The organism is Acidocella aromatica, from assembly GCF_014201825.1.
GTDB lineage: Bacteria > Pseudomonadota > Alphaproteobacteria > Acetobacterales > Acetobacteraceae > Acidocella > Acidocella aromatica.
Window position 1 is genome coordinate 47,959 of the sequence record NZ_JACHFJ010000006.1, and the last position, 13,086, is coordinate 61,044.

11 protein-coding genes are annotated in these 13,086 nt (G+C 63.7%); 5 read left to right on the forward strand and 6 right to left on the reverse strand.

The genetic code is table 11. The features are described from left to right. Positions 1-29: 29 nt before the first annotated feature. The 3 genes from glnT (at position 30) to HNP71_RS14370 (ending at position 2,976) form a co-directional block, all read left to right on the forward strand. Positions 30-1,430, forward strand: a complete 1,401-nt coding sequence (gene glnT, locus HNP71_RS07990) for a type III glutamate--ammonia ligase (RefSeq protein WP_221246693.1) — start codon at positions 30-32, stop codon at positions 1,428-1,430. Positions 1,431-1,463: 33 nt separating this feature from the next. Then, positions 1,464-2,339, forward strand: a complete 876-nt coding sequence (locus HNP71_RS07995; RefSeq protein ID WP_183266367.1) for a phytanoyl-CoA dioxygenase family protein — start codon at positions 1,464-1,466, stop codon at positions 2,337-2,339. A 145-nt stretch (positions 2,340-2,484) separates the two neighbouring features. Then, positions 2,485-2,976 (forward strand): ATP-binding cassette domain-containing protein, encoded by a 492-nt coding sequence (locus tag HNP71_RS14370; RefSeq protein ID WP_343062359.1) that lies wholly within the window; start codon positions 2,485-2,487, stop codon positions 2,974-2,976. A gap of 10 nt (positions 2,977-2,986) precedes the next feature. Here the strand turns inward: HNP71_RS14370 and HNP71_RS08005 are convergent, their stop codons facing one another. Together HNP71_RS08005 and ppc are read right to left on the reverse strand one after the other, a co-directional pair. Next, the gene (locus HNP71_RS08005) at positions 2,987-4,351 is read right to left on the reverse strand and encodes a carbohydrate porin (RefSeq protein ID WP_183266368.1); all 1,365 of its coding nucleotides are present in this window, start codon (positions 4,349-4,351) and stop codon (positions 2,987-2,989) included. 105 nt (positions 4,352-4,456) lie between these two features. Beyond that, positions 4,457-7,237 carry a phosphoenolpyruvate carboxylase gene (ppc, locus tag HNP71_RS08010; protein WP_183266369.1) on the reverse strand — a complete coding sequence of 927 codons (2,781 nt, stop codon included), beginning with the start codon at positions 7,235-7,237 and terminating at the stop codon, positions 4,457-4,459. A 131-nt stretch (positions 7,238-7,368) separates the two neighbouring features. Between ppc and HNP71_RS08015 the strand changes: the two genes are divergently transcribed. Beyond that, positions 7,369-7,905 (forward strand): phosphate-starvation-inducible PsiE family protein, encoded by a 537-nt coding sequence (locus tag HNP71_RS08015; RefSeq protein WP_183266370.1) that lies wholly within the window; start codon positions 7,369-7,371, stop codon positions 7,903-7,905. A gap of 1 nt (position 7,906) precedes the next feature. Here HNP71_RS08015 and HNP71_RS08020 read toward each other — a convergent pair whose 3' ends face one another. Then, positions 7,907-8,626 (reverse strand): LrgB family protein, encoded by a 720-nt coding sequence (locus HNP71_RS08020; RefSeq protein WP_183266371.1) that lies wholly within the window; start codon positions 8,624-8,626, stop codon positions 7,907-7,909. Position 8,627: 1 nt separating this feature from the next. Continuing rightward, entirely contained in the window at positions 8,628-8,984 is a 357-nt protein-coding gene (locus HNP71_RS08025; RefSeq protein ID WP_183266372.1) for a CidA/LrgA family protein, read from the reverse strand. A 134-nt stretch (positions 8,985-9,118) separates the two neighbouring features. Here HNP71_RS08025 and HNP71_RS08030 point away from each other — a divergent pair, with 134 nt between their 5' ends. Beyond that, a complete protein-coding gene (locus HNP71_RS08030) occupies positions 9,119-10,045 on the forward strand; it encodes a LysR substrate-binding domain-containing protein (RefSeq protein WP_183266373.1) in 927 nt (308 codons plus the stop codon). On the opposite strand, the gene lldD is transcribed toward HNP71_RS08030, so the two are convergent. Together lldD and HNP71_RS08040 are read right to left on the reverse strand one after the other, a co-directional pair. Continuing rightward, positions 10,042-11,187 (reverse strand): FMN-dependent L-lactate dehydrogenase LldD, encoded by a 1,146-nt coding sequence (gene lldD, locus HNP71_RS08035; RefSeq protein ID WP_183266374.1) that lies wholly within the window; start codon positions 11,185-11,187, stop codon positions 10,042-10,044. The two genes, HNP71_RS08030 and lldD, sit on opposite strands and share 4 nt — an antisense overlap. Positions 11,188-11,349: 162 nt before the next feature. After that, positions 11,350-13,020 (reverse strand): sigma-54-dependent Fis family transcriptional regulator, encoded by a 1,671-nt coding sequence (locus tag HNP71_RS08040; protein WP_183266375.1) that lies wholly within the window; start codon positions 13,018-13,020, stop codon positions 11,350-11,352. Positions 13,021-13,086 lie beyond the last annotated feature (66 nt).

A 13,086-nucleotide genomic window follows, 5' to 3' on the forward strand; every position in this document is an offset into this window, starting at 1 on the left:
AGTATAAAATTGCATGGGGAGCAATCTTTATGAGTAATATGCAAAAATTTCCACATGGGCTGTTGGACCTGTCTTTCGGTTCCCTGCGGAGTGAGGCGAAGGATACAAAATCCGCCGCCGCTTTTCTTGAGGCGCAGGGCATCCGCTTCCTGCTGGCCCAGTTCACGGATGTGCATGGCAGCCTCAAGAGCAAATCCGTGCCAGTGCGCTGCCTGGAGAATCTTGTGACGGAGGGTGCCGGGTTCGCGGGTGCCGCCGTCGCCGGGTTCGACATGACAGTGTTCGACCCCGAATACATGATGGTCGGCGATCTAGAGACGCTGGCCCTGCTGCCTTGGGCGCCGGGTTATGCGCGTATTCTCGGCACCGGCACCGTGGCGGGCACAGCCTTCGCGCTCGACCCGCGCAATGCCCTGAAAGCGCAATGCGCGCGGCTTGCTGCTCATGGCTGGATCGCGAATACCGGGCTGGAACCGGAATTCTACCTGCTGCGGCGCGACGAATCCGGCGCACTGCTGCCGTTCGACCCTGCCGACACGCTAGCCAAACCCGCTTACGATTACCGCAGCCTCGCCAATGTGCGTCCGTTCGTCGAACAGATCGTGGGCTCGCTGCAGGCGTTGGGCATCGGCGTATACCAAATCGACCATGAGGACGCGAACGGCCAGTATGAGGTGAACTTTAAGTACGCTGACGCCGTCACCAGCGCCGATAACATCCAGCTCTTCAAAATGGCCGCGAGCGAGATCGCGCACAGCCTGGGCGGTATTTGCAGCTTCATGCCCAAGCTCAGCGCCACCACCACCGGCAATGGCATGCATGTGCATCTCTCCATCGCAGATGCGGGGGGCGATGATCTGTTCCGCGACGACACCGACCCGAAGGGCATGGGTCTCTCACCGCTGGCCTATAAATTCATGGCCGGTGTGTTGAAGCATGCCAAGGCACTGACCGCGCTGCTGGCACCATCGGTGAACTCCTATAAGCGGCTCGTTGTGGGCACGCCGGATTCGCCATACTGGGCGCCGGTTTACATTGCCTATGGCAACAATAACCGTTCCGCCATGGTGCGCATTCCGTATGGGCGCATCGAGATCCGTACCGGCGATGGCGGCATGAATGTCTATCTTGCACTGGCCGCCATCATCGCCGCTGGGCTCGATGGCATCGAGAACGATCTCGATCCCGGTGAGCCGCATAACGTCAATTTCTTCACGATGCCGCCCGCGGATGTCGCGGCACTGGGCGTGGAAACGCTGCCACAGAATCTCGACCAAGCAATCAACTGCCTGGAAGCCGACACCGTACTGGCCAGCGCCCTCGGCGAGCGACTCGTCAACGCGTTCATCAAGGTCAAGCGGCAGGAATGGCGCGATTACCACCTGACCGTCTCCCAATGGGAGCTCAACCGTTACCTCACCTTCTTCTGATCAACCCGGCAACAGCGAAAACAGGAAGCAAGCATGATCAAGATTACCGAAGCCCAGGCCGAGCAATACCGCCGCGACGGGTTTCTCATCGTGGACAAGATCATCGAGCGCGAGGAGGCTGCGGCCATTCTCTCACGCTACGAGCCGATGTTCATGCGCAAGGAGTTCGAGACCGGCATCCGCCCTGACGAAGTGAACCTGCCCGAAGGCAACCCGCCTTATACGATGCAGATCTGCAATGGCTGGCGCGCCGACCGCACCGTCGCCCGGCATGTGATGTCCGCGGGCCTGGGCGAGGCCTGCGCCAAGTTCGGCGGCTGGAGCGGCGCACGCGTGATGGTGGATAATCTGCTCTGGAAACCGCCCGCCGGCCGGCCGATCGGCTTTCATCAGGACAGCATGTATGCGCTCTGGTTCAGCAAACCTGCCCTTACGAGCTGCTGGATCGCGCTGGATGAAACCACCGCCGAGGGCGGCACGCTAATGTATCTGCGCGGCTCACATAAATGGGGCGAGGCGCAGCCAATCCTGAAATTCCATGGTCCGGAAGACGATCTGAAGGAAGCCCGCGAATGGGCCGAGGCCAATGGGTTCGAGCTGGAGATGGTGCCAATCGTGGTGCCGCCGGGTGGCGGCGCGTTTCATGACGGCTGGACTTGGCACGGTTCGCGCATCAACAAGATGCCCAACCCTCGCCGCGCTATCGCCGTGCATATGATGCAGTCGGACGTCGAGTTCGTTCCGAACCGCATGAGCATCGGCAACGGGCCGATCTACGGCAAGTACATGAAGTTCGGCTCCAACGAACTCGATGAGAACTACTTCCCGATCACCTGGCGCGCAGACGGCTACCGCACCCCGGGGCTGGATGCCTATGTCGAGCGCGGACCGCTCGCCAACGCCGCCTGACGCACTGGGCAGGTATGGCCGGGTAATATGGCCATCCCTGCCCATGCCGGTTCTGGTTGACCCCCGCACGGTTCCGGTTAACGCTTAATCATGCTGACGCTGCGCCGCGAAACAAATAAACAAAAAAGCATTTATCACCAATGAATTGCGTAATTTCATTTTGTTATTAAAAGAAAGTCTCCTCCCTACATCGAGATCCGCGCCGTCGACAAGATTTTCGGTTCCCAGGCCAACGGGTACGGGGGCGCTGGACGGGGGCAGCCTGACCATCCGCGACAAGGAGTTCTTTACCCTGCTCGGCCCCTCGGGCTGCGGCAAGACGTCTCTGCTGCGCATGTTGCGCGGGCTGCGAAACGCCGACACGCGACGAGATCCGTCTGCAAGGGCAAAACATGGTCGAGTTGCCGCCGCGCGCCAGGCGGGTGAACATGGTCTTCCAGAACTACGCGCTGTTTCCGCATCTCACCGTGATGACCCGATCTCGTATTTCAAACTCGACCACTACGATTACCTTCGCCTTGGCGGCATCGTCAAAACACTGAACAAGCCGACGCTGTTCATGATGGAAAACGGTTACGCCGTGGCCGAAATCGGCATCAATGCCGTGAACGTGCTGAGCGGCTTTCTGGGCGGCTAGTTCAGCCGCCTCAGAACGCCGTCACCTCGCGCAGGCCGATGACAAGCTCGTTACGCAGCTTGCGGCTCGGGTCGTTCGGGTCCTGAATACCGGCGCCGGGGCTGACGATGTACTGGAGGTCCGGCTGCACCATCAGCCAGGGCATGACCTGCGCGTTATAGGTGAATTCGAGCAACTCCTCGGTACCGCGCACCGGCAGGCCGGAATCGCGGTCGAGTGCCGCCGCGCGGCTGCTTACCCGGGCCAGACCAAAATCGATCCCCGCCTGGTCGTCATCGCGCCCCGGCAGCGGCGCGGTCATGGTGACGCCGCCATTGAAGGAGAAATCGATCTCATTCTGGGCATCCGGCGCGCCCATCACCCGGCCGAACAGGTTGAGGGTGCGGGCGCTGTCGGACTGGGATTTCCATACCATCTGGTCGACGACGATATAGATGCCGTAATTGCCACGATGCATGATCGCATTGCCGTTGCTCCTGGCATTGCTGAGGGAGAGGCCATCCGTGCCGTAACGCTGGTCGCGGTAATAACCAGAATCGTACCAGCCGCCGAGCTTGTAGGTGCCGGGTGGGAAATTGCCGGGCAGGCTGTACTGGTACTCGGCGATCCACAGCGCGCCTGTATTCATGTTGAAATTGGTGCCGTGGTTGTCGAGCATCTGGGCGTCGTCGGAAAAGGCGCCGCCGCCGGGATTGTCGTCGAACACGCCAGCGAGGATGCTCTGGTTGTCGGTGGGTTTCACCTGCAGGCGCACACCCAGCGATGAGAGCGGATAAGCCGGCGCGCCGCCGTACAGATCGACCGAAGGGATCATCGGCCAGCCCGCCATGGTGTTGACGAACAGGCTGGAATTCGGGCTGACGATGAACTCGTTATCGAGGCTCTGCTCACCGAGCTTGATATCCGCCTTGCCGTTGAAGAAGGCCTGATCATACCACAGCTCCCATAGCCGCGTACCGTCCCTGGCCTCGTTGCCGTTGGCGGTCTGGAGATTGTCTAGGTAGGACGGGCTGAGCTGCTGGCCATGGATTTGCAGCGCGCTGACATGGAACCTGCCGCCCTCCAGGCCAAAGGCCTGGCCGGTATCCACCTCCAGCGAACCGGTGGTAACCCCTTGCAGCGTGGCGCCGCGTTTCACCCCGCCGCTCACGTTCCCGAGCAGGTTCTCGCTGTCGTTGAAATCCAGGGTAATACCGTGATCGCCAAGCGGGGACCGCAAGCCTCCCATGTCGCCGAGCAGATTGCTGCGCGACCAGATGCTGTCGGATGATGTGCTCTGCGCAAACGCAGGATTGGTTCCCAAAGCCCCAAGCGTTGCCCCCGCCACAAGAAGAGACAAGCCACCCCGTATCCGGTTATTGCCGGAACTCCACATGATTACCTCCTTAATTAACTCTGCCGCCAGTTATTGAGAATAATTCTTATTCTCAATAACTGGCGGCGTAAACGCTTTGCAGGGCTCGGTCAAGCGCCTCCCGGCTTAGCCGCTGTTGCGCAACGCGGCGGCAATGCCGTTGATGGAGATGTGCACGCCCCGGCGGATGCGCTCGGACTCCTCGCGCTCGCCTTCCTGTGCCGCGCGGTAGCGGCGCAGCATCTCCACCTGCACATGGTTCAGCGGGTCGAGATACGGGAAGCGGTACAGGATCGAGCGCCGCAGCGCCGGGTTGCGTTCCAGCAGCCCACGCTGGCCGGTGATGGCGAGCAGATGCGCCTTGGTGCGCTCATATTCCGCCGCGATGCGCGGGTAGATCTTGCCACGCAACGCTTCGTTCTCCACCAGCGCGGCATAGCGCGCGGCGATACCCATGTCGGCCTTGGCCATCACCATGTCCATGTTCGAGAGCAGCGTGGCGAACACCGGCCAGTCCTGGAACATCGATTGCAGCAGCCACATCCCCCGCTCGGGTCCGCGCGCGGCCAGTAACGCGTCCACGGCGCTGCCGAAGCCGTACCAGCCCGGTAGCATCGCCCTGCACTGCGCCCAGGAAAATACCCAGGGAATGGCGCGCAGATCCTCGATATTGCGCCCCTTGGCGCGGCTGGCCGGGCGCGAGCCGAGATTCAGCGACGCGATTTCGGTGATGACCGTGGAGGCCCAGAAATAATCCTCGAAGCCCGGCGTCTCGTACACAAGGCCGCGATAGGCGGCGAAGGCGGCGTCCGACAACTCGCCCAGCGCCTGGGGGAAGCTCGGGGCCAGCGGCTCGGCCAACTCCGGCTCGGCGGTGGCAACCAGCGTGGCGGAGACCAGCACCTCCAGATTCCGCCGCCCGACCTCGGCATTGCCGTATTTGGCGGCGATCACCTCGCCCTGCTCGGTCAGGCGGATCTGCCCCTGCACCGCCCCACGCGGCTGGGCCAGAATGGCCTGGTAGGACGGCCCACCCCCGCGCCCCACCGAGCCGCCGCGGCCATGAAACAGGCGTATCCGCACGCCATGGCGAGCGAACACCTCCACCAGCCCGACCTCGGCACGGTACAGCTCCCACCCGGAGGTGAGGAAGCCGCCATCCTTGTTGCTGTCGGAATAGCCGAGCATCACCTCCTGGATTTCTGTGCGGGACGCCAGCAGATGCCGATAAAGCGGCAGGGAGAATAAAGTCTCCATGATGCCAGGGGCGGCGCGCAAATCGCCGATGGTCTCGAACAGCGGCACGATGTTCACATCCAGCGCGCCCTCGGCCGGGCGCAGCAGCCCCGCCTCCTTCAGCAGCACCGCCAGCTCCAGCATGTCCGACACACCATCGGCCTTGGAGATGATCATGTTGCGGATGCAGCGGGGGCCGAAACGCAGATGCGCTGCCCGGGCAGCGTCAAAGATCGCCAGCTCCTTCGCCGTCTCGGCGCTGTAAGCCACATGGCGCGAAGTGAGCGGGCGCGGCGTGGCTAGCTCGGCCAGCAGCAGGGCGATGCGCGCCTCCTCAGCCAGCCCGGCATAATTGGTGCCGGGGGCGGCCACCTCCAGCAGCTCGCCCACAGTGCGGGCATGGACATCTGAATTCTGGCGCAGATCGAGCGGTGCCAGCGTCCAGCCAAACACACGGGCGGCGCGCAGCAGCGAGCCGAGGCGGCGCTGGGTGAGCAGTTTCGCCCCATGGCCGAGCAAAGAGCGCTCGATGATCTCCAGCTCGGCGATGAACTCATCCGGGCTGGCATAAGGCTCGGCAGCGGCGTTGCGGGCCGAGGCGGAGATGGAGCCGGAGGGGCGGTGGCCGAGCAGCACCTCCTGCGTGGCGGCGAGGCGCGCCTGGATCTTGGCCAGGGCACGGCGGTAGGGCTCGTCGGCCCGGTGTTCCGAGGCATCCGGCGAGGCTTCGGCCAGCTTCAGCAGCTCTGGCGTGACCAATGCCAGCAGCCCGGCGAGGGGGAGTTCCCGGCGCAGCTTACGCGCCTGCTCGAGGTAGAAGGCAAAGGCGCGCTCGGCCTGTAGCGCCAGCGCGCTGGTGAGGACCTTACCATCCACGAAGGGATTGCCGTCGCGGTCGCCGCCGATCCAGCAGCCGACCTCCAGGAAGGAGGGGAGCTTGTCCGCGCCGATCTCCTTCTCCACGGCGGCGTAGAGCCGGGGCACCTCGGCGAAGAAGGTGGCGTCGAAGAAAGTGAGCGCGTTGGCCACCTCATCCAGCACCGAGAGTTTGGAGGTACGCAGCATGCGCGTCTGCCACAGCGTGAACACCAGGGCACGCAGCTCGGTCTCGATCTCGGCGTATTCCTCCTGCGTCTCGGCCAGACGGTCCCGGCGGACCAGCAGGGCGGTGATGGCGTCCAACGTGTCGAGAATGGAGCGGCGCTGCACCTCGGTGGGGTGGGCGGTGAGCACCGGGGCGATATAGGCGGTCTCGAAGAAGCTTTTCAGTTTCGCGTCGTCGTAGCCCTGGGCGCGGGCCTGGGCGATGGCGTTAGCCAGCGAGCCCTCGCGCGGCGGCGAGCCGCTGACAAGATGCGCCCGCCAGCGCCGCGTGTGGTGGTGGTCCTCGGCGATGTTGGCGAGAATGGAGAAATAGCCGAAGGCGCGGGTGATCTTGTTGATCTCGTCGTCCGACAGGCTGGCGAGGATGCCCTCCAGCTCGGTCTGGGCGGTATGGTCCTGGTTGCGGTGGAAGCGCACGGCAAGCTGGCGCAGCGTCTCGATCAGCCCGTAAACCTGCGCCCCCTCAACGGCGCGCACCGTGTCGCCCAATATGCGCCCAAGCAAGCGAATGTCGTCATGCAGGGCGTCATCGAGGGATTCGGTGCGGTGGTGGTTCGGTGTCTCCATACCGGCATGAAACCACGTTCACCCGACACGACAAGTGTTTTTTTGCGCCGCAATAGGACATCGTGGCCGGACGCTTGCCCCACCGCCGGAAACAGGCTCAAAAGCCACGCACGCGGCAAAGGACGAGAATTATGTCTGAACATCCCAACCATACGGGCGGCAATCCCATCGTCCGCGAGTTTTCCCGGCTGCTGCGTGTTTTTCGCGAAGCCACGCCCTATGAGAGCTTCGAGTATGTGGTCATCCAGATCCTGACCGCGCTCATCATGGTCATCACGGCGGTCGCGACGTTTGGGCTGGTGGTGGATGTCTGGCAGCTGGCGGTGACGAACCCGCTGGATCTGGCAAACATCTCCAACTTCCAGGAAGTGTTCGGCAACATCTTCACCGTCATCATCGCGCTGGAATTCAAAAGCTCGCTCCGGGCCACGTTTTTCGAACGCAAGGAGGTCGTGCGCGGCCGCACGATCATGCTGATCGCGCTGCTCGCCGTCGCCCGTAAGTTCATCATCCTGGACCTGCACGAGGTTTCGCCGCTGGAATTGCTGGCCCTCGCGGCCTCGGCACTGGCCCTGGGCGGCATCTACTGGCTCATCCGCGAGCAGGATGCGCGGCTGGCGATCCACAAGGCGCAAACCGCCGCACAAGCGCAGAAACCGGTAGAGTAAATTACCCCCAGAGCAGGACCAATACCGGCACGACGATGGCGGTAAGCACGCCGTTCAGCCCTATGCCGAGCGCCGCGAAGGCCGCCCCCAACTCGTTGAGGCTGGCCACCTGCGCCGCCGCGATGCCGCTGCCCGCCACCCCGGCGGCAAGGCCGTGGGCGCGCCAGTCATGCACCTTTAGGCGGCGCAGCATCGTCTGCCCGATGATCGCGGCAACAATGCCGCCCAGAATGGCCAAAGCCGCCGTCAGCGCGGGCACGCCGCCGATTTGCTGCGAGACGGCAATGGCGATGGGCGTGGTCACGGCCTTGGGGGCCATCGAGAGCGCGACGGTTTTCGCTCCGCCCAGCGCCCAGACAATTGCCACGCCGCTGACGATGGAGGCGACCGACCCGGCCAGCAGCGCAGTGCCGACGCTGTAAAGATTGCGCCGGACCAGATCGAGATTCCGCGCCAGCGGCACGGCGAGCGCGATGGTCGCTGGCCCGAGCAGGAAGTTGATGAACTGCGCGCCGGAGAAATAGCTGGCATAGGAGGTGCGGGTGGCAAGCACGACAGCCGCGACAAGGAGGATCGCGATCAACACCGGGTTGGCAGCGGGCGCGCCCTTGCAGGCGCGTTGCACCAGCCGCCCGAGCCAGAACGCCGCCAGGGTAAGCGCCAGCCAGACCAGCGGCGTGGCGGCCAGGGGTGTCCAGAGATTACCAAGGGCATGCAACATTTTATCTGCCCCGCATCGTCCAGTGCATCACCAGCCCGGTGACGGCGACGCCCAGCACAGTCGAGCCGACCAGCCCGGCGACGATCGGCAGCCAGTCCTGCCGCAGCAGCCCGGCCTCGGCGATGATGCCCACCCCGGCGGGCACGAAGAGCAACCCGAGATTGGCGATCAGCCCCTCTGCCAAAGTCTCCAGCGGTTTGGGGATGCCCCGCTCCGGGTTGCCCCGCAGCCGCCAGCCGAGAATGGCGGCGAGCAGGAACATCCCGATCACCGGTCCGGGGATGGGCAGCTTCAGCGCGTCCCGGACCAGCTCGCCCACGAGCTGGCACAGGATGAGGACAAAAAAGGCGAATGGCATGGCACAACCGATTATTGCGGCATGAGGGTGGAAAACTCACGCATCTTACGTTCACCAAGCAGATATGCGATGTTCCGGCTATCGGTAACCACTCTCAAGGCAAATCATTATTGCGGGGCGGGGAAGGAAGCGGCGTGGACTATTTTGCGGCGATGAAGAGTTTCACACGTGCGGTGGAACTGGGCAGCTTCTCGAAAGCCGCCGAAGAATGCGGGATGAAGGTCTCCACCGTCTCGCGCTATATCGGCGCGCTGGAAGCCGATCTGGGCGCCACGCTGTTCAACCGCACGACGAGACGGCTGCACCTGACCGAAGCGGGCCGGACCTTCTACGACCGCGCCGCCCAGATCCTCGCCGATCTGGAGGACGCGCGCAACGCCACCTCCTCGCTCAATGCACAGCCGCGCGGGCTGCTGCGCATCAACATCCCCGGCGCGTTCGGGCGGCTGCACATCATGCCGCACATGAAGGACTTCCTCGCCCAATTCCCCGAAATCCGGCTGGACGCGACACTGACCGACGCCACTGTGGACGTGATCGCCACGGGCACGGATGTCGCCATCCGCATCGGCACGCTCGCCGAATCCTCATTGATCGCACGGCGGCTCGCCCCGCATACAAGGCTGCTGGTGGCTAGCCCCGGCTATCTGGCCGCGTATCCGGTGCTGGAGGAGCCCGAGGATCTGCGCCGCCATGAATGCCTGGCCTTTGCCCTGCAACCCACCAACTCCTGGTATTACCGCCCCCGGCAAGGAGGAGCGGAGATGGCGGAGATGTCCGTCAGCGGGCATCTCCGCGCCAATGATTCCGACACGCTGCATCAGGCGGCGCTAAATGGCCTCGGCATCGCCCTGCTGCCGACCTGGCTGGTGGGGCCGGATCTGCGTGCCGGCAAGCTGCGCGCGGTGCTGACAGGCTGGGACTGGTTCATCGCCCCGGGGCCCGAGCGGGCGATCTGGGCGGTATACCCGCCCAAGAAGGTGGTACCGCCCAAAACCAAGGTGTTCATCAACTTCATCGCCGAGCGCTTCGGCGCCCCGCCTTATTGGGAACCGGCCTAAGCCAGCTCCGCTTTCACGAGGCTGTCGCGTGTGATCTCCGCCACATTGCGCGCGCCGGTAAGCGCCATCGCCACACGCATCTCCTGGGCGAAGAGGTTGAGCAGATTGGCCACACCCGCCTGCCCCGCCGTGGCCAAAGCGTAGATATAGGCGCGGCCTAGCAGCACACCGTGCGCACCGAGGGCAAGCATCCGCACCACATCCAGCCCCGAGCGGATACCTGAATCCACCAGCACCGTCAGGTCATTACCAACGGCATCGGCGATTGCCGGCAGGGCGCGGGCGGTGGAAAGCACGCCGTCGAGCTGGCGTCCGCCATGGTTGGAGACGACGATGCCATCGGCGCCGAAGCGCACGGCCTCGCGTGCATCTTCGGGGTCGAGGATGCCCTTCAGCACCATCTTGCCTTTCCAGAAATCGCGGATCCATTGGAGGTCTTCCCAGCCGATGGAGGGATCGAAATTCGCGCCAATCCAGCCCATGTAGTCGGCCAGCCCGGTTGGGTTGCCGCGATAGGCGGAGATGTTGCCAAGGTCGTGCGGGCGGCCGAACAGCCCGACATCAAAGGCCCAGGACGGCTTGCAAATAGCTTGCGCCACACGCCGCAGCGGCGCTCCGGGGCCGGAGAGGCCGGAGTGATTGTCGCGGTAGCGGGCACCGGGAACCGGCATGTCCACGGTAAAGACCAGCGTGTCGATCCCCGCCGCCACGGCCCGCTCCAGCGCGTGCCGCATGAAACCGCGATCCTTGAGCACGTAGAGCTGGAACCAGATCGGCTGATCCACGGCGCCTTGCACCTCCTCGATCGGGCACACCGACATCGTGGACAGGGTATAGGGAAGCCCGGAATCGGTGGCCGCGCGGGCCGCCTGGACCTCGCCACGGCGGGCATACATGCCGCTCAGCCCCACCGGCGCCAGCGCTACCGGCATGGCCCATTTGCGGCCCAGCTGCTCGGTTTCCAGGCTCAGCGCGGCGACGTTCTTCAGCACACGCTGGCGCAGCGCGATAGCCGAAAGATCGGCGCTGTTCCGGCCCAGCGTGGTCTCCGTGTAGGCACCGCCGTCGATATAGTCGAAGAGGAATCGCGGCAGCTTCCGGCGGGCACCTTCCCTGTAATCCGAAGGGGCGGAAATGATCATTGTATCATCCTATCAAGCTTGGTCGCCAAAAGCGCCTAGCGCAGAGATATAAAACAACCGGTATTTTGTAAAAACCAGATATGCCGGCGTCTCGCGCGCCAGTACACAGGCAGCGTGATGATCCGCAGCATGCTGATCATGCCATCGGCGGCGTTTTTAAATCTAAGGCGGCAAAGCAATGCCGTGTTTCTGCAGCCGGTACACCAGCTTGGGGCGGGTAATGCCCAGCAGCCGTGCCGCCTTGGCGAAGTTGCCGTGAGCCTCGGCCACGGCGGCGCGCAGCATGGCGGCCTCGGTCTCCGCCAAGCCCGGCTTGGGCAATACCCCTTCCCCCGCATCCGCCGCGGGTTCCGCCACGAGCGCGATATTCCCGTTGCGCTTGAGCACGAAAGAGGAGGTGTCGATCTCCTCACCGGTGGTGAAGAGATGGCACAGGTCCAGCACGCCATTATCCTCGGCCAGGATCACTGCGCGCTCGACCATGTTCTCCAGCTCGCGCACATTGCCGGGCCAGTCATAGTTGAACATCGCGTCCACCGCGCGCTCGCGGAAGCCGGTGATGATTTTGCCGTGCTTCTTGGCGAAGCGCTGAACGAACCAGTTCATCAGCAGCGGGATGTCGTCGCGCCGCTCGCGCAAAGGCGGGACCTTGATGGGAAAGACGTTGAGACGGAAGAACAAGTCGTCGCGGAAATGCCCGGCTTTTACCGCCTCGCGCAGATTGACGTTGGTGGCGGCGATCACGCGCACATCCACTTTCCGCGTGCGCGTGTCGCCAACGCGCTCGATCTCGCCCTGTTGCAACGCGCGCAGCAGCTTGCCCTGGGCGGTGAAGCTGAGCGTGCCGATCTCATCGAGAAACAGCGTGCCGCCATCGGCACGCTCGAAACGCCCAGGCCTGGAGCATGTGGCGCCCGTGTAACCGCCCCTCTCCACGCCGAACAGCTCGGATTCCATGAGATGCTCGGGGATGGACGCGCAGTTGACGGCGATGAATGGTCCGCCGCGCCGTTTGCTGAGCTGGTGCAGATTATGCGCGAAAATTTCCTTGCCGACTCCGCTTTCCCCTAAAAACAGCACCGTTGCCTCAGTGGGGGCGGCCTTCTTCACCATGTGGCAGACGGTGTTGAAGCCGGCGGAAATGCCCACCATGCCGAAGCTATTTTCCGGCACCGCCGCCTGTGCGGCGACACGGCTCGCAGCGGGTGGATGCGCCACGGCTTCGCTCGACCATTTCACGAAATCGCCGATCTGCAGGAAGCGCAGGTCATCCTCGGCGTCCTCCCACTCCTCCACCGGCTTACCCACGACACGGCACCTGTCATGTCCCATTGCCCGGCATTCCACCTCGCGCCAGAGGATCGGCCGCCCCATGAAGGCGCTTGAATAGCCGCAGGCATAGCCGACGAGCATCCAGCACACCGCCTCGTTGCCGATGCCATAGCTGGCCACATGCGCCTCGGCCTCGGCGCAGTCGATGAGCGCGAAATCGCCATAATAATGGCCTCGCCCGACATCGATATCCAACGCCAGCGGCTCGCAATGCACGACGCCTTCCAGCGAGACGAGTTGCGGCCCGGCCAGGAAGTCATCGTAGGAGTTGGCCCCGGCGCGCACCTTGCGGGTCATGGCGGCATCATTCGTGCCGGCCTGATAGCCGATGCGCGTGATGAGGCCGCGCGCCGTCTCCTTGCCCAGGCTCTCGATAAGCTCCTGGCGCAGCGACCCAAGCGAGCTGATATGCATCAGCATCATCCGCTGATCGTCCAGCCATATGCGCCCTTGCTGCGGCGCAAAGCGGAGCCGCCGGGCGAGGTCGTGCATGTCCGGCATACGGATACCCGCCGCATGCGGTTTTTCCCTAACCGGCGCGCTATGCCTCGGGGCCGTGTTCGCGGG

Bases quoted from the DNA above. Each gene is read 5' to 3' on its own strand.
- glnT (WP_221246693.1), top strand. From the start codon at position 30: ATGAGTAATATGCAAAAATTTCCACATGGGCTGTTGGACCTGTCTTTC.
- HNP71_RS07995 (WP_183266367.1), top strand. From the start codon at position 1,464: ATGATCAAGATTACCGAAGCCCAGGCCGAGCAATACCGCCGCGACGGG.
- HNP71_RS08005 (WP_183266368.1), bottom strand. From the start codon at position 4,351: ATGTGGAGTTCCGGCAATAACCGGATACGGGGTGGCTTGTCTCTTCTT.
- ppc (WP_183266369.1), bottom strand. From the start codon at position 7,237: ATGGAGACACCGAACCACCACCGCACCGAATCCCTCGATGACGCCCTG.
- HNP71_RS08015 (WP_183266370.1), top strand. From the start codon at position 7,369: ATGTCTGAACATCCCAACCATACGGGCGGCAATCCCATCGTCCGCGAG.
- HNP71_RS08020 (WP_183266371.1), bottom strand. From the start codon at position 8,626: ATGTTGCATGCCCTTGGTAATCTCTGGACACCCCTGGCCGCCACGCCG.
- HNP71_RS08025 (WP_183266372.1), bottom strand. From the start codon at position 8,984: ATGCCATTCGCCTTTTTTGTCCTCATCCTGTGCCAGCTCGTGGGCGAG.
- lldD (WP_183266374.1), bottom strand. From the start codon at position 11,187: ATGATCATTTCCGCCCCTTCGGATTACAGGGAAGGTGCCCGCCGGAAG.
- HNP71_RS08040 (WP_183266375.1), bottom strand. From the start codon at position 13,020: ATGCCGGACATGCACGACCTCGCCCGGCGGCTCCGCTTTGCGCCGCAG.